Annotated in this window: 12 protein-coding genes; 4 read left to right on the top strand and 8 right to left on the bottom strand. The window is 33.1% G+C overall.

From position 1 onward, the window contains the following. Positions 1 to 11: 11 nt before the first annotated feature. The 4 genes from prmA to GGR97_RS07500 all read right to left on the bottom strand — a co-directional run bounded on the left by prmA (position 12) and on the right by GGR97_RS07500 (position 3,254). Positions 12 to 839 (bottom strand): 50S ribosomal protein L11 methyltransferase, encoded by an 828-nt coding sequence (gene prmA, locus GGR97_RS07515; RefSeq protein ID WP_167897908.1) that lies wholly within the window; start codon positions 837 to 839, stop codon positions 12 to 14. Between the two features lie 77 nt (positions 840 to 916). Continuing rightward, complete coding sequence (tpiA, locus tag GGR97_RS07510; protein ID WP_167897907.1) at positions 917 to 1,675, bottom strand: triose-phosphate isomerase; 759 nt, start codon at positions 1,673 to 1,675, stop codon at positions 917 to 919. Positions 1,676 to 1,683: 8 nt separating this feature from the next. After that, positions 1,684 to 2,178 (bottom strand): TlpA family protein disulfide reductase, encoded by a 495-nt coding sequence (locus tag GGR97_RS07505; protein ID WP_167897906.1) that lies wholly within the window; start codon positions 2,176 to 2,178, stop codon positions 1,684 to 1,686. A 5-nt stretch (positions 2,179 to 2,183) separates the two neighbouring features. Beyond that, positions 2,184 to 3,254: an ABC transporter permease gene (locus GGR97_RS07500; protein ID WP_167897905.1), complete on the bottom strand. Its 1,071-nt coding sequence runs from the start codon at positions 3,252 to 3,254 to the stop codon at positions 2,184 to 2,186. Between the two features lie 155 nt (positions 3,255 to 3,409). Between GGR97_RS07500 and GGR97_RS07495 the strand changes: the two genes are divergently transcribed. The 4 genes from GGR97_RS07495 (at position 3,410) to GGR97_RS07480 (ending at position 8,658) form a co-directional block, all read left to right on the top strand. Continuing rightward, positions 3,410 to 4,420 carry a Gfo/Idh/MocA family oxidoreductase gene (locus GGR97_RS07495; RefSeq protein WP_167897904.1) on the top strand — a complete coding sequence of 337 codons (1,011 nt, stop codon included), beginning with the start codon at positions 3,410 to 3,412 and terminating at the stop codon, positions 4,418 to 4,420. 94 nt (positions 4,421 to 4,514) lie between these two features. Continuing rightward, positions 4,515 to 5,639: a glycoside hydrolase family protein gene (locus tag GGR97_RS07490; RefSeq protein ID WP_167897903.1), complete on the top strand. Its 1,125-nt coding sequence runs from the start codon at positions 4,515 to 4,517 to the stop codon at positions 5,637 to 5,639. Positions 5,640 to 5,660: 21 nt separating this feature from the next. Further along, complete coding sequence (locus tag GGR97_RS07485; RefSeq protein WP_167897902.1) at positions 5,661 to 7,247, top strand: sulfatase; 1,587 nt, start codon at positions 5,661 to 5,663, stop codon at positions 7,245 to 7,247. A 154-nt stretch (positions 7,248 to 7,401) separates the two neighbouring features. Then, on the top strand, positions 7,402 to 8,658 hold the full coding sequence (locus tag GGR97_RS07480; protein WP_167897901.1) for a glycoside hydrolase family 117 protein: 1,257 nt from the start codon (positions 7,402 to 7,404) through the stop codon (positions 8,656 to 8,658). A gap of 78 nt (positions 8,659 to 8,736) precedes the next feature. Here GGR97_RS07480 and GGR97_RS07475 read toward each other — a convergent pair whose 3' ends face one another. From GGR97_RS07475 to GGR97_RS07460, 4 genes are all read right to left on the bottom strand, one after another. After that, positions 8,737 to 10,485: a family 16 glycosylhydrolase gene (locus tag GGR97_RS07475; protein WP_167897900.1), complete on the bottom strand. Its 1,749-nt coding sequence runs from the start codon at positions 10,483 to 10,485 to the stop codon at positions 8,737 to 8,739. A 160-nt stretch (positions 10,486 to 10,645) separates the two neighbouring features. Next, a complete protein-coding gene (locus GGR97_RS07470; RefSeq protein WP_167897899.1) occupies positions 10,646 to 11,590 on the bottom strand; it encodes a transglutaminase family protein in 945 nt (314 codons plus the stop codon). Continuing rightward, positions 11,590 to 14,145 (bottom strand): circularly permuted type 2 ATP-grasp protein, encoded by a 2,556-nt coding sequence (locus tag GGR97_RS07465; RefSeq protein ID WP_167897898.1) that lies wholly within the window; start codon positions 14,143 to 14,145, stop codon positions 11,590 to 11,592. The genes GGR97_RS07470 and GGR97_RS07465 overlap by 1 nt, the downstream gene beginning before the upstream one ends. Positions 14,146 to 14,156: 11 nt before the next feature. Next, a complete protein-coding gene (locus GGR97_RS07460) occupies positions 14,157 to 17,492 on the bottom strand; it encodes a transglutaminase family protein (RefSeq protein ID WP_167897897.1) in 3,336 nt (1,111 codons plus the stop codon). Between the last annotated feature and the right edge of the window lie 18 nt (positions 17,493 to 17,510).

Here is a 17,510-nt window from a genome sequence, read left to right as displayed (position 1 = left end):
AAAAATAAGAATTATTTATCTAATTGTAAACCTACCCAGTTATTTCTAGTATAAGTTTTTTGAATTGTTAATCCTAAGTCTTTAGTTCGTTCTTCTAAAAAAGGAATGTCTTGTGTGTAAAACCCACTCAATAACAATTTACCACCTTTATTTAAACATTTGTTATAAATGTCCATATCGTTTAGTAAAATGTTTCTATTGATGTTAGCAATAATTACATCGTACTTTTGAGAAACCAACATAGATGCATCTCCCTGGTAAGCAGTAATGTGCTTGCAGTTGTTTTTTTCTATGTTTTCTTCGGTATTGATAAAACACCATTCGTCTATATCAATAGCATCAATAGGTTGCGCACCTTTCATTTCTGCAAAAATGGCTAAAATTCCAGTTCCAGTTCCCATATCTAACACACTCTTGTTTGTTAAATCTAATTCTAACAAGTGTTTAATCATTAAGTGAGTAGTTTCGTGGTGTCCTGTACCAAAACTCATTTTGGGTTCAATAATAATTTCGTACTCTAATCCAGATTTTTTGTGAAAAGGAGCAATTACACTTACTTTATCATCTACTTGTATGGGTTCAAAATTCTTTTCCCATTCTGCATTCCAGTTTACTTGTTCAATTTCTGAAAAAGTATAAGAAATAGTAAATTCCGGAGATGAAAGCGCAAAAACATCATCTAAAATATCTTCGTTCCAGTCTTGTGTCTGAATGTATGCTTCTAAACCTGTTTCTGTTTCTTGAAAACTTTCAAAACCTAATTCCCCTAATTCGGCAATTAAAATTTCGGTAGCGGGTTGTAATGGAGTAATGGTAAAAGTGTAACCTGTGTAATTCATTATATCTGATATTTCTGGATACAAAAATAGCTAAAAGCAAAAGCTTTTAGCTATTTTAAAAACATTTTGTTATTTTCTTAGATTGCCTTAATAATTGCAGCAAAATCAGCAGCAGCTAAAGCAGCTCCACCAATTAATCCACCATCTACATCAGCTTTAGAGAAAATTTCTTCAGCATTCGCAGGCTTACAAGATCCTCCGTATAAAATAGATACGTTGTCAGCAACTTCCGCTCCGTATTTATCAGCAACAAATCCACGGATAAAAGCGTGCATTTCTTGTGCTTGATCTGCAGATGCAGTTAATCCTGTTCCAATAGCCCATACTGGTTCGTAAGCCAATACAATGTTAGACCATGCAGCAGCATCTAAATGAAATAATGCTCCAGAAATTTGTTTAGCAACAACTTCTTCTTGAGTATTAGATTCTCTTTCTTCTTTAACTTCACCAAAACAGTAAATTACTTCTAATCCATTTGCCAAAGCAGCATCTGTTTTTTGAGCTAATAAAGCTTCGTCTTCACCAAAGTATTCACGTCTTTCAGAGTGACCTAAGATGACAGATTTAATTCCAGCTCCTGTTAACATAGCAGCAGAAATTTCTCCTGTGTATGCTCCACTAGCATTTTGATTCATGTTTTGAGCAGCAACTTCTACAGCAGAACCTTCAGTTGCAGCTAGTACAGTAGTTAAGTTTACAAATGTAGGTGCTACAATTACTCTAGTATTTTCTAAAGAAACACCTTTTAATTCACTTACTAATTCTTCTGCTAACGCTTTAGATTCGGCAACGTTTTTGTTCATTTTCCAGTTACCTGCTACAATTTTACTTCTCATTATGTTTATTATTTTTGATTTTCTAAAATTTCTATAATATCAGAATCATCGGCTTCAATGGCTCTGTAAACAACAACTTTACCGTTTGGATTGATAAGAATGTATCTTGGAATCCAATCTAGATGAATGTTCTCTGCAAATATACTTTTCCAACCGCCTTCTACATAGTAATGATCTCCTTTTATACGATAACGTTTGATACCATTTTGCCAAGCCCTCTGATTGCGGTCCAAAGATATAAATACATAGCTAATTTTAGGGTGCTTTTGCTGAATAGTTTTTAGTTTTGGTAAGCCTTTTATACAGTCTCCACACCAACTAGCCCAAACATCAATAAGTACAGTTTTTCCTTTGTAAGATGTTACTAAATCTTGAAACGTAACAAGATTTCCATCATTTGTAAGAATAGGAGCTTGCAATACTTCTTTGCTAAATTGAGTATTGTTGGGTGGTTTGCAGTTTAAAAGAAATAGACTTAGAAATACAAAAAAAAGTTTTTTCATCATTATTATTTTAATTCAACACTTGGGTCTAATATGCTGTAAGAAATATCCACTAAAATATTTAAGAGGATAAAAAAAGCAGCAATGGTTAGAATACTTCCTGATATAACAGGTAAGTCGGAAGAATTTAATGCGTTTACAATTTCTTTTCCTAAACCGTTCCAATTAAAAATATATTCTACAAAAACAGCTCCTGCTAGTAACGATGCAAACCAACCTGATAAGGTGGTAATAACAGGGTTTAAAGCATTTTTTAAAGCGTGTTTTTTTATAATGGCATAGGTAGATAATCCTTTAGATTTTGCTGTTCTTATATAGTCTTTACTTAAAACATCTAACAAAGAGTTTCTTGTTAATTGTACAATTACAGCCAAAGGTCTAATTCCTAATACCAAACTAGGGAGAATGGCATTTTTCCATACTATTTTGGTTCCTTCTCCAAAATCATCTACCTCTATAATATTTCCTGTCATTCCTAAGCCTGTGTATTTATGCAGTACAAAACCAAAGAGCCAAGCAAAAATTATGGCCGAAAAGAAAGAAGGTAAACTCATTCCTAAAGTACTAATTACCATAATACATTTGTCTAAAAAACTATTGATTTTTAAAGCAGAAATAATCCCTAAAATTAAACCAATTACCAAAGCAATACTAATAGCAGCTACAGCTAGTAATAAGGTGTTGGGTAGTGTTTCTGCTAGAATACTACTCACTTCTTTGTCATTTTTCTGAAAAGAATTTCTAAGGTTTGGGAATTTAAGTACAAAGTTGTAATTCTCTGTTTGTAACCAAGTAAGTTTACTTTTTTTAGGGGATAAATAAGAATAATTATTCTTGTTGTTGCTGTGAACAGATAACGGAGAAATATCGTTTAAATATTGAAAATATCTTTCGTGAATAGGGAGATTTAAACCGTATTTAATTTTTATATTTTCTAATTGTTCTTGATCTTCTCTTTGGTCTAACAGCATCCTAGAAGGATCTCCTAGTAAATTGAATAAGAAAAACAGTAGCGTAGCTACTCCAAATAGACTTAAAAAACCTTTAAATATATTTTTTATTAAAAAAGAAATCAATGGCTAAAATTTTATCATTCAAATATATCATTTAATATTTTGAGTAAAGCATAAAATTGCTACAGAGAAGAATTCATTTTTTAATTCTTTACCAAAGGTTTTCTTTTAGAATAGTGATAAATTAGTAGGTGTCTAAGAATTTTTAAAAACAAAAAATGTCAAATATAATAAGAACAGGGTTGTTGTCTTTTGGAATGTCTGGTAAAGTATTTCATGCACCTTTTTTAACAGCACATAGTGGTTTTGAACTGACTGCTGTGGTAGAACGTAGCAAGCAAGAGGCTCATAAAATATATCCACATATTAATAGTTATGCTAGTGTTGATGCTATTCTACTAGATAAAAGTATAGATTTAATTATAGTAAACACCCCAACGGGTACTCATTATGAGTTTGCTTTAAAAGCGTTGCAACATAAAAAACACGTGTTGGTAGAAAAAGCTTTTACAGCAACAAGTGCACAGGCTAAAGAATTATTTGCTCTGGCTAAAGCGCATAATTGTTGTTTGTTAGCCTATCAAAATAGACGTTTTGATAGTGATTATATGTCGGTAGTAGATGTGGTAAAATCAGGAAAGTTAGGATCTATTGTAGAAGCACATTTTAGATTTGATAGATATAAGCACGAAATAGGTCCAAAAGCTAAAGAAATTCCGGGTGAAGGTAGTGGACTATCTTATGATTTGGGTCCTCATTTGTTAGATGAAGTTATAGCTCTATTTGGTCAGCCTCTGTCATGGAATAAAACACTAGGAATGTATAGACCCAATACTAAAGTAAACGATTTTATGCATGTGCATTTAACCTATCCAAAAGCATTACAAGTTTTTGTAACGACTAGTTTGTTGGTCGCTAATGAGCAAGCTGCTTATGTAATTCACGGGACTAAAGGATCCTATGTGAAATATAGAACAGATCAACAAGAAGCTCAGTTGTTGGAAGGAATAGGAGTGGAAGATGCTAATTACGGAAACGAAAAAGAAAATCAAGAAGGAGTGTTAACCACTATGGACGAGAATAATGTAAAAACGGTGATAAAAGTTCCATCAAAAAAAGGAAATTATATGGAAGTGTTTAATGCTGTATATGCAACAATAATGGAACAGAAACCCTATATAGTAACAGAGCAACATATTATATACCAATTAGAGATATTAGAAGACTAATTCTATCGTTATTTTAACCATATGTTTCATACCTATAATGTAGATAGCCTTATGTTTGTTTTTTAAAACATTACAATAGCGCAAATTATTTTATATGAAAATTTCAAATTTATTTCTTACGATTAGTCTTCTGTTTTTAGTGATTTCTTGTAAGAATAAGGAAACCTCAGAAGCACCCACTTATAAAAATTATCAAGATTTAAGTTTTGGAGAATTATCACCTGCCATGGTTGATGATTTTTTTAATCACGATAAAAAAGAACAAATTTTAGTAGAACCAGGCTACTATGTTTGGGGAACCTCTGTAGTAAAATGGAATGGAGAATATCATGCCTATTATGCCAGATGGAAAAAAGAATACGAACACAAAGGATGGATGACCAATTGTGAAATTGCTCATGGAGTTTCTAAAAATCCTCAAGGTCCATTTAAGTTTGTAAACGTAGTTTTAAAAGATCATAAAACTGGAGGATGGGATCTTAACAATTCACACAATCCATATGCTGTAGTAGCTCAAGGAAAAATTAGTTTGTACTATATAGCTAATGACATTCACAATCTTTTAAAAGCCACAAAAACAACCATAGATCAAGTAAATACAGAATGGTTTGATGCCAATAGAATGGCGATAAGAGATCGTCAAAGAATTGGAGTTGCTATTGCAGATAATCCTTCGGGACCTTTTGTAAAAGCTAAAGAACCTGTAGTAGCTCCAGACAATGTGAAGTTTAAAAAAATAGCAGTAAACCCAGCTGTAATCTATAATAACAATGAGTATTTAATGATTATGAAAGGGGATGATTTAGCACATGAAAAACCTTTTAGAATTCAATTAGTAGGTAGTGCAAAGCATGCAGACGGTCCTTTTACTTTTAAGGAAAAACCTGTATATGCAAAAGCTCAAACAGAAGATGCAACCATGTGGTTTGACCAAACGTTAAACAAGCATTTTATGGTTTGTCATGTTATGGGTAAAAACGATTTAGCTTTGTTTAGCTCCAAAAATGGTTATGATTGGGAGCCAGATGAAAGAAGTGTGTTTATGAAAAAAGAGTTTAAATTGTCAGACGGTACTATATGGAAACCTAAACGAGTAGAACGTCCGTTTGTATTGACCAATGAAAAAGGTCAGCCTATCATGATTTATGTAGCTGTGTACGATAAAAACACCAATGGAAATATTGCCCTTCCTATCAACATTACCAAAATTCAAAAATAACAGAAGATAAAACCAAACACAATGAATTTAAAACCTCTCTTTTATGCTACATCGCTTTTAGTAGCGATGGCTTCTTGCAAAACAGAACAAAAAGTAGAAGAACCTCAACAAAAAAACATCCTTTTTATTTTAGCGGATGATTATGGATATAATGATTTGAGCTATAGAAATAATAGCTTTTACGAAACTCCAAACATTGATCGTATTGCGAAAGAAGGAACTGCTTTTAATGAAGGTTATGCTGCTTGTCAAGTTTGTAGTCCTTCTAGAGCAAGTATTTTAACCGGAAAATTTCCTGCAAGACATGGAATTACAGATTGGATTGGTGCTAAAACAGGAGAAAAATGGAGAGAAAAAAACAGATTTTCTAAATTATTACCAGCAGCGTATGATCATAATCTAAATAAAGAATATGTTACGTTGCCAGAGGCTTTACAGCAAGAAGGTTATAAAACGTTTTTTGCTGGAAAATGGCATTTGGGTGAAAAAGGTTCTTGGCCCGAAGATCATGGTTTTGATATCAATGTTGGGGGATGGGATGCTGGAGGTCCTAGAGGAGGATATTTTGCTCCGTATAAAAATCCTAATTTAAAAGATGGGAAAGATGGTGAGAATTTAACCATGCGTTTGGCTAAGGAAACGGTTAAATTTATGAAAGACCATAAAGATGAAAAGTTTTTTGCTTACTTATCTTTTTATGCGGTACACGGACCAATTCAAACAACAGAAGATAAGTGGAAAAAATATCAAGAAAAAGCACTTAAAAATGGAGTTGCTGACAAAGGATATGAAATGGGACACTTTTTACCCATAAGACAAACTCAAGACAATCCGGTATATGCAGGTTTGGTAGAGTCTATGGATGATGCTGTAGGTGTTGTGTTAGAGAGCTTAAAAGAATTAGGATTAGACAAAAACACAATTGTTGTTTTTACATCTGACAACGGAGGAGTTTCTGCCGGAGATTCTTTTTCTACTTCTAACTTACCTTTAAGAGGAGGAAAAGGATATCAATTTGAAGGAGGTATTAAAGAACCTTACTTTATTAAAGTTCCTTGGTTAAAAGATAAAGTTGACGAAAACAATACTCCTGTATCAGGAAGTGATTTTTATCCAACATTATTAGAGTTAGTGGGAGCAAACCTAAGACCACAAGATCATCAAGATGGAGTTAGTTTAGTGCCTTTATTAAAAGGAAAACAAATTAAAAAACGTCCATTAGTTTGGCATTATCCACATTATGGAAATCAAGGAGGGGAGCCATCATCTATTATTAGAGAAGGAGACTGGAAGTTAATTCACTATTACGAAGATGGTAGATATGAATTGTACAATATTACTTTAGATCAAAAAGAAAAAGACAATGTTGCTTTAGAAAATAAAGACAGAGTAAAAGATTTAAAAACAAAATTGTTTGATTATTTAGAAAGTGTAAATGCAAAATATCCTGAAAAAGATCCTTTGTATAATGCAGATAAAGAAGCAGCTTACCTTAAAAAAATAGCTACTAAAAAATTAAAAAGTTTAGAAAAACAAAGAATTAATTTTTTAGCTCCAAACTTTAAACCTAATGCAGACTGGTGGGAAAGCAAGCAGACTGTAGACTAGTGTAGAGTGTTTGTCTAGTTTGTAAATTGGACTTATTTAAAGGAATTATAATCATATGATGTGCATATAAGGGGATTTGTTTCCCCTTTTTGCATCTATATTGTGTCTCTTTGTTAGTATAATAGTAGAATTGAATAATTATAAAAAATTAAAAATGATTAAAAGTAATTTAGCAAAGTATACCGGTATTGCTGTTTTATGTTTGATGACTTTGAGTGGATGCTCACAAAAGACAACAAAAGGATTTCCTTATGCACTTCCTGCAGAAAAACCAAACAGACCTTTAAGTTTAGCAATGGAACGTAGTTACGATAAATACGGTGCTACTCCACAAGACAACGAATTGTATACGCAATTTAAATATACAGAGTTAAAAGGGTTTGATTATAATGGTCATGATGGAACTATTTCTAGAAGAGATCCCTCTAAAATAATTTATAAAAACGGAAAGTACTACGTTTGGTATACTTACAGAAATACGTCTACTTCTCCAAAAGGAGCTGCTAAAGCTAATGACACTATTCCTTCTGCTGATTGGGATTTATCAGAAATTTGGTATGCTACTTCTAAAGATGGATTTACTTGGGAAGAACAAGGTGTAGCGGTTCCTAGACCTCCTAAACCTGCTGTAGGATGGAGATCTGTAACAACTACAGATATTTTAGAATGGAAAGGTAAATATTACTTATACTACCAAGGTTTCTTAGAAATTAGTGGTAAAAAAGGAGATGATTGTCCCGTAGCAGTTTCTTATGCAGATTCTCCTGATGGACCTTGGACTCCACACAATGAAATTGTAATTCCTAATGGAGCACCAGGGGAGTGGGATCAATATTCTATTCACGATCCATATCCAATTGTGTACAAAGGGAAAATTTATTTATACTATAAGTCAGATGCTAACGGTAAACCAAATTACATTAGAATGCAAGGTTTAGCAACTGCAGATAATCCTTTAGGACCGTTTACAAAACATCCTTTAAACCCGGTAATTGGTTCAGGTCACGAAACAACCATGTTCCCTTTTAAAGATGGAATTGCTGCTTTGGTAATTAGAGATGGTAATGAACACAATACTATACAATTTGCTAAAGATGGAGTTAATTTTGATGTAGCAGCTAATGTTGAGTTTATGCCAGATGCAGCAGGACCTTTTATTCCAGATGCTTATACAGACACTAAAGACGGTAGAGGAATCACATGGGGGTTATCTCATTTTACAACTGTGAATGGATGGGGTACCAATCATGCCGTTTTAGCTCGTTTTGATTGTGACTTAAGTCAAGATGTAAACGATCCAAATATGAAGAAAAATCACGTGTATTTAAGGCCAGAGTTTTTCTATAAAATGGGCTTAACTGGACAACAGAAAAAAAGAATTGCAGAAGAAACTAAAAAACTAAGTAAATAAGAGTTTTAGTATACTTTTCTAAAAGTAATACATATTAAATCCTCAAAAATGCAAGTTGCATTTTTGAGGATTTTTTTATTAATCTATAATTATTTTTTGGGTTTTAATTCCTGTATTAGAACTTATTTCTAATACGTAAATACCTTTTTGAAATTGATTTTTATGTAAGTTGAAATTGTTTTCACTGGTAGAATTGTGATAAATTAAATTTCCTAAAAGAGTAAACAAACTAATGTTTTTAATACTATTAGTATTCTCTAATTTAACAAGAACATTGTTCTTAAGATTAGATATTTCTAACGTTTCTTCTTTTTTAATTAGGTTAGCTGCGCTACTAAAATTAGTGATGTCAAACTTTAAAGCTGCATTTTTATTATTTCCATTAGCTTCTAATACATTGTTGTTTGCTACAATATACTTGTTGTTAATTTTAGCTTTTAATACAATTTTACCATTAGAAGTTTCAATTCTAAATTTTTGTCTGTTAAAAGCTTTAGAAGCTCCTGCTCTTAAGGGGGAATTTGTAATAGAAGTTGCTGTTACAAATTTATTATTTGCAGAAGATTTTAAGCTAACAAAGCCATCTGATGTGTTTGTTATTGTAAATTTTTGATTGTTTCCAGTTCCACTATTAGCCGTTGTTTTTAATGTATTGCTGTTGTTGCTTACTACAGTAATAAATTTGTTGTTATTGGAAGCTTTTAAATTGATAGTACTACCAGAACTAGGTAAATTGTTGTTGCTTGGAGGATCTATAGGTTCAGTTGGCGGATTGTTGTTTGTATTATTTCCATCTAGTTCCCATACTCTTATGTAATCAACTTGCATTGTTTGTGGAAACTTATTTTGATTGTTTAAGGCAAACTGTCTGGTAGGCAACGCAAAGGCATTGTTACAAAATGTAGTATAAGGAGCTCTAATTCCTAAAGATAATGCCACATTCATAGGTCTATGCCATTTTGTATTGGCCTTTCTTCCAATTTCTCTGTTATCAACATACCATGTAATCCAATTTGGATCTATTCTACATCCATATGTGTGAAATGCAGCTCTAGGATCAAATCTGTTAGGATCACTAGCTTGACCTGTTACATTTTCTTGGTCGTGACTTACTTCTGGATTTCCAGGTCTAAACCATCTACGTCCCTTGTTGGTGGTTATCTCATTATTGGTCAAAGGAATTTTATTTCCATTAGTATCTAATTGAAATGTATAGCCGTTAGAAGTTACTTTGTTACGGGTAGTAACAATAGCGTGTAAATTATGATCCATAATCATTTCATTACCTCTTACTCTGTTACCTCTTTGAGTCATTTCTACCACATCTACTTCGCTATATCTAATAGCTCCCTCTTGGGTTAAACTATCATCAATATCACTATACATCCAAAATGCAGGAGCTACACCAGGAAACAAATTGGCACCTTTAATTTTGGCTTCATAATAGCCGTAAACTCCTTTGGAATAAGATTTAAGCATTGCAGATGTGTAGAATAAATCATTGGTAGCACCACCACAATTCTGAAAAATATTTCTATCTGCTCCAGCATCATCAAATCGAGCTGTTAAATTTAAAACACCATTCACTTCTTTGGCATTATTGTCGTTGTCCCAAGTCCATGTTTGTACTTGGCCAGGGTTTCTTTGCCATTTACCATAATCAACAGCATTGTTTGGTCTGGATTGATTAAAATCATCGGAACGATTCCATTTGATAGTCCAATTTTCTCCAGGCTTGGCATTAAGCGGTCTTAAATTCTGAGAAGTTTGAGAAAATCCATTCACAAACATTCCTGTTACAATTATTGCAGTAATTGTCTTTTTCATAAGTAATTAAATTTTTATTGAAAATCTAATCTATGCTTAAAAATGTATTTTGTTTAGTAAATATCAATATATATTGTTTTATTGTCATTTTTTAATTGATATTTTGTTGGTACTAGTAATATTTCAATAAAAAGGCTCTGAATATTTCAGAGCCTTTTTGTTATTGTTGTGATTGTGATTGCGATTGTTGGAATTTTAATTCTGTTTGATTGTAGCCACCATCAGGTCTAATGTCTACAGAAACAGATAAGGTACTCATTCCACTACTATAAAGGACTCCTTTTAGTGGAGCTACATCGTAATAATCTCTTCCCCAAGCCACAATAATATGTTGGTCTTTTGGAATCTGATTGTTGGTAGGGTCAAAATCTACCCATCCAAAGGTGGGAATATACACAGAGAACCATGCGTGTGAAGCATCTGTTCCTATTAGTTTTTCTTTTCCAGGAGGGGGTAGTGTTTCTATGTATCCACTAATATACCTTGCAGGTAAATTTACAGAACGCAAACAAGCAATAGCAATTTGTGCAAAATCTTGACAAACACCTTTTTTCTCTTTCATAACCTCGCTAATAGGTGTAGCAACGTTAGAAAAGGTAGTGTTAAACTCAAAGTCTTTAAAAATGCGTTGCATCAATTCAAAACTAGCTTCAAAAACAGATCTGTCGGGTTTAAAGGATTCTAAGGCATATTTTTTTATATCCTCATTAATATTGTTAATCAATATAGATTCTAGTTGATATTGTCTTGCATCTAAAATTTCATCACTTACTCCTTTTAGCAGCTCTAAAGTTTCGCTAAGTGTAATTCTTTTACCTACTTCAGCATCTTGAATGTTTTTACAAGTACTCACATCACGATTAACTTTACTAGTAGCAATTACCTTTAACTGTTTGTGATGTTCTTGAATAGAGAAACGAGTAATAGTGTTGCCAAAAAAATCTTCTTTTTCAGAAAACTCAGTAGGTTTGGGTGATATTTCTAATTGATAATCTACCAATCTTTGTCCTGCAATATCTTTAGGTTTTAAAATGGCAATGTTATGACAAAAAGTAACACCTTCATCATAATCATATATTGTAGAGTGGATGACTTTGTATAACATTAGTTTTCAATTTTTTGTTGAACCATTTGTGTTTGTTGATACGTGTGATCAAAATAAGTATTAGAAATTGCCAACGATGTTTCGTGTAACAAATCACTTAAATCGGCAAGTGTTTGTTCTAAGTCTTCTCTAAGCACTCCCTCTTTATTCGTTGTAAGTATTGTTTGCGGATTTATAGCATCCATAATGCTACAAGCAGCTGCAATTTTATCTTGACATTCGCTAAAACCAATAGTGGTTACAGGCAAAGGTAAATGAGCAATATCTTTCTGAATTCTCTTTAATTGATAATGTAGCGACTTTGCATACTCTTTATCTAAAAGAATTAAGTTAACTACATTTTCTACACTTAAATAAGATTGATAACTATATCTGTAAATGTTTAAACTTTCGTGACTGTTTAACAAAGCCTCTAAAATTTCGTAGTTTAAAGAATCTTCGTAATTAAACACAATTAGAGATCTACACTTGGCAATATTCATGCTTGCTTGCTCCATTTGTAGACCAATAAAGTACAATAGCAAGCCTTGGTTTACCATAATACTTTCTTCTATCAATCCCATAAAAGCAATCAGCCTTGTAATAGTTCTGTCTAACAATTTAATCAAAGCATTTAAAGAATATTCTTTACTGCTGTCAAATTCTTTCCACAGTTTTTTAATACTATCAAACACTCTCCACATGTCTTTAGACCAAAGATTTCTTAGTGTGTAATAAGAATTGTTAAAACTGTTTAAAGTTTGTGCCAAACTACCAGCTCTGTTACTATCTAAAATTAACGATTGTAGCTCTTTAAGAGGATCTTTTAACACTTCTTCGCTACCTTTTCCTACAAAACCAGGAAATGTAGAGGTAATATTGGTTACTGCTTTAAATAAATAAACTAAAATTTCCGATTCGGATTTACGAGAGTTGTAACGCTCGTTGTTCATGTTGTTTAAAACCGTTCTTATAAATCTAGAGGTTGTTAGCGCTCTTCCTAAATACCTACCAGACCAAAATAAATTTTCGGCCGTGTTACTAGGCAAATCATTCATGTCTGAAGCTCCAGAGTTTTTAGATTTGTTCCAAGTGTATTGTTGAATATTGTCTTGTTTGTCATTACTAACAATCCAAAAATCTTTGCTAATTCCACCACGTTGATTAGAAACTCTTAGTTGTTTTCTTTCTGATGCAACACGAACCAAACCTCCAGGCATTACAGAATAACAGTCGTCTTTTGCAATGCTAAAAGTTCTACAAACTACTTTGCGAGGTTCTAGTTTTCCTTTTACATAATTGGGTGCTGATGAAAATGATATTTTTTCTTGAGCTACAAATCTAAAAGGGTTTTTGATGATTTCTTCTTTTAAAACATCAATCTCTTTTTCTGATAAAAATTCACAGAAGTACAAGCTTTCTCTATTCGTACGATCGATTCTTTTTACGACAAATTTTCGAATGTTTTTAAGAACAAAAGTTCGTTCTTTTTCTTGACCACACCACCAAGAGGCAATTTGTGGCAACAATAAATCTTCGTCAAAAAAGTAATTACAGATGGCATTCATAAAAGGAACCAATCCTGAGTTTTCTATAATTCCGCTTCCAATTGGGTTGATAACGGTAATGTGTTGATTTCTGACAACTTCTAACAATCCTGCAACTCCTAAGTAAGAATCTTCTCTTAACTCTAAAGGATCTACAAAACTATCATCTACACGTCTAAGAATTACATCTACTTTTTTTAAGCCTTTTAAAGACTTCATCCACACAAATCCATTTCTAACAATTAGGTCGTTTCCTTTAACCAAAGGATATCCTAAAAGTGAAGATAAATAGGCATGCTCAAAATAAGTTTCGTTATGTGGTCCAGGGGTTAAAATTACAATGTTAGGATTTTCTACTCCTGTTGGAGCAGCATCCATTAACATCTTGCTAAAATCATTAAAGAATTTAGAAGGTTGCTTTACATTAATATCCTGAAACAATTCAGAAGTTATTCTACTTGTGGTAAATCTATTTTCTAAGGCATATCCCATTCCAGAGGGTGCCTGAGTTCTATCGTTTACAACCCACATTCTTCCATCAGGACCTCTAGATAATTCTGCAGAATAAATCATTAAGTTCTTAGGTGTGGTATATTCAATCTGATCACATTGTCTTAAAAAACCTCTATGCTCGTAAAAAACTTCAGGAGGAATAATTCCATCTTTAATTAATTTACGTTCACCGTACACATCTTTTAGAATTAAATCTAAAAGTTTGGCTCTTTGCTGAATTCCTTTTTCTATGGTTGTCCATTCATTTTCATGAATAATAAAAGGAATGGCATTTAATTGCCAAGGCCTATGCAAACCATTAGGATCGTTATAGACATTATAAGTAACCCCATTTTCAGCCATTAGCCAGTCAATTTCACTTTGTAATTCGTGAAGTTCTTCTGTACCAATAGCTTCTAGGTTATCAAATAATTGAATCCAATTTTGATTGATTTCTTTAGTAGGCTTTAAGATTTCGTCGTAGTTCTTTAGATCAGCTACATAATCTTTAAACAATTTGTTTGAATCAATGCTCATTTACGGTGTTTCTATTTTTTACGCAAATCTAATGTATTTGGAAATTCTGGGTCAATAGGAATGGTTTTAAATCTAAACTTTCTTTTACTTCCTTGTTCTTCTACAGTTCTTTCTGGTGCAGGTATTTCTCTAGCAGTAATTTCCTCAATAGTATCTACATCTGCTTGGGTTTCTCCAATGTCCCAAAAACGATTGATTCTTCTAGATTCTGCTTCAAAACTATTAATAGGGAAGGTTTCGTAAGATCTTCCTCCAGGATGTGCTACAAAATATTTACATCCACCAATAGATTTACGGTTCCAAGTATCTACAATGTCAAAGGCTAGGGGAGTATCTACTCCAATAGTTGGATGTAAGGCAGAATGTGGATCCCAAGCTTTGTATCGTACTCCGGCAACATATTCACCTTTTATAGGGGTGGGTTGTAATTGTACTTTTACTCCGTTACAGGTTAACACATATCTTTCATTTACAAAATTAGAAACTTTTACTTGTAAGCGCTCTAAAGAAGAATCTACATAACGAGAAGTTCCTCCTCCTGTCATTTCTTCTCCTAAGACATTCCAAGGTTCTATACCTGCTCTTAATTCTAAGTGAATATCTTTAATATCTACCATTCCGTGTAATGGGAATCTAAATTCAAAGAATGGATCAAACCAATCTACTTCAAATTTGTATCCAGCTTTGTTTAGCTGACCTACAATGTCTTTTACATCTTCTCTAACAAAGTGTTCTATTAAAAACTTATCGTGTAATTCTGTTCCCCAACGTACTAAATTGTGTTCGTAAGGTTTTTTCCAAAACCATGCAACTAAGGTTCTAACCAATAACATTTGTACCAAACTCATTTGTGGATGTGGAGGCATATCAAACCCTCTTAATTCCAAAATACCTAATCTTCCTGATGATGAATCTGGAGAGTATAGTTTATCAATACAAAATTCAGCCCTATGCGTATTACCTGTTAGATCGGTTAACAAGTGTCTAAACAATCTATCCGTTAACCAAAAGGGAACTTCTCCGTCTTTAGGTATTTGGCTAAATGCAATTTCTAACTCATATAAGTTTTCCATTCTAGCTTCATCAATTCTTGGAGCTTGACTGGTAGCACCTACAAAGGCACCCGAAAACAAATAAGATAAACCTGGGTGATGTTGCCAAAACGTAAGCAAACTTCTTAACAAACTAGGTTTTCTTAATAAAGGACTATCAGAAGGCGTAATACCTCCTAGAGTTACATGGTTTCCTCCACCGGTTCCGGTGTGTTTTCCATCTAACATAAATTTTTCTGTTCCTAAACGAGATTTTTTAGCCTCACCATACAAAGTCATAGTATTTTCTACGAGTTCTGTCCAGCTCTTCATAGGATGAACGTTGACTTCTATAACTCCTGGATCTGGAGTAATTTTCATAGATTCAACTCTGTTATCATGCGGAGGATTGTATCCTTCTAAAATAACAGGAATGTTTAATTCTTTTGCTGTAGCTTCTATGGATGCTATTAAATCTAAAAAGGCATCGGCAGAATCTAAAGGAGGTAAGAATAAGTATAATTTACCCTCTCTAACTTCTGAACAAATGGCAGTTCTAACAAAATATTTAGGTTTGTTTTTTTCTAATCCTCTGGTACAAAAATCTTTGTAACGAATGTTTACCAGTCTTTTAAAACTAGGCAATGCTTTTCTTTCTTTAAATAAATCGGGCTCGTATACAGGGAATACTTCATAGTCTGGTTCAGACATTAATGAGTCTAAAGGCAGTCTTAATCCAATTGGAGAAGTACCAGGAGTTAAAAACAAGTTTTTTCTACGGAACAACCATTCGCTAGTAAACCATTGGTCACCAGATTTGTTTAAGGGTAAAACATATCCAACAGCTTTATGGGTTCCTTGTTTTAAAATTTCTGCTAATTTTTGTCTTACTAAATCTTCGCTGTTTTCTTTTGTAATATCAATATCTACAGGAACATTTCCTTCTTCCCATAACATGTAAAATGCATCTTCGTAAGTAGGAATAATATGTTCGTGGGTAACGTTTAAGTATTTACTTAAGGTACGCAAAAATCTATGATCGCTTCCTTCGGGAACAATTGGGTTAGGAGAAAAACAAGATAATAACTCTTCGTTATGCCAAATGTTTTTTCCATCTTTTCTCCAATACAATTGAATTTCCCAACGAGGTAAAGGTTCTCCAGGGTACCATTTTCCTTGTGCATGATGTAACATTCCACCCAAAGCAATTTTATCTAATAATCGTTTGGTTAAATCGTTGGCTAGTTTTCGTTTGTGTGGACCATCTGCAGCTGTATTCCATTCTGGAGCTTCCATATCATCAATAGACACAAAGGTAGGTTCTCCACCCATGGTTAGTCTAACATCTCCTTTTTGTAAATCTTTTTCTACTTTATGACCTAGTTTTTCAATAGCATTCCATTGCTCTTCGGTATAAGGTTTGGTTACTCTAGGAGATTCTAAAATTCTGGTTACGGAATTTTCAAATTCAAATTCAGTTTCACATTTATCGGTCATTCCTGTTACGGCAGCAGCACTGTCGTAATGAGGGGTACAAGCCAAAGGTATGTGACCTTCTCCTGCTAATAAACCAGAAGTGGCATCAAAACCAATCCAACCTGCACCAGGTAAATAAATTTCTACCCATGCGTGTAAATCTGTAAAATCTTCTTCAGGACCCGATGGACCATCTAAGGATTTTTCATCAGATTTTAATTGTACAATGTATCCTGATACAAAACGAGCACCAAATCCTAAATGTCTAGCAGCTTGTACTAATAACCAAGCATAATCTCTACAAGAACCTGTTTTTCTTTCCAAACTTTCTTCACAAGTTTGTACTCCTGGCTCCATACGAATATTGTAACTCAAATAGTCGTAAATCCTTTGATTTAGGTCTATTAAGAAATAAATTGTTTTTCTAGGTGTTATGTCTACCGTTTTTAAGAAATCATGCAACAAAGGTCCGTTGTCGTTAATTTCTAAATATGGATGTAGTTCTTTTTTGGTAACATCAGAATATTCAAAAGGATATTCTTCTGCACTTTCTTCTACAAAAAAGTCAAAAGGATTGATGGTTTTTAAATCCGCAATAATCTCAACACTAATAGAAAGTTCCTTAGTTTTTTCTGGAAATACAACCCTTGCTTGATAGTTTCCAAAAGGATCTTGTTGCCAGTTAAAGAAATGATCTTCTGGTAGAATTTTTAAGGAATATGATTCAATAGGAGTTCTACTGTGTGGAGCAGGTCTTAATCTAAATATATGTGGTGATAGATTTACAGAACGATCGAACTTGTATTTTGTTTTATGTGAGATTACAACTTTTAAAGCCATGTATTGCAGTGATAAATA

Source organism: Wenyingzhuangia aestuarii, assembly GCF_011927765.1.
Lineage (GTDB): Bacteria > Bacteroidota > Bacteroidia > Flavobacteriales > Flavobacteriaceae > Wenyingzhuangia > Wenyingzhuangia aestuarii.
Note: the sequence above shows the minus strand (reverse complement) of the source record. Positions and strands in the feature narration are given on the sequence as shown.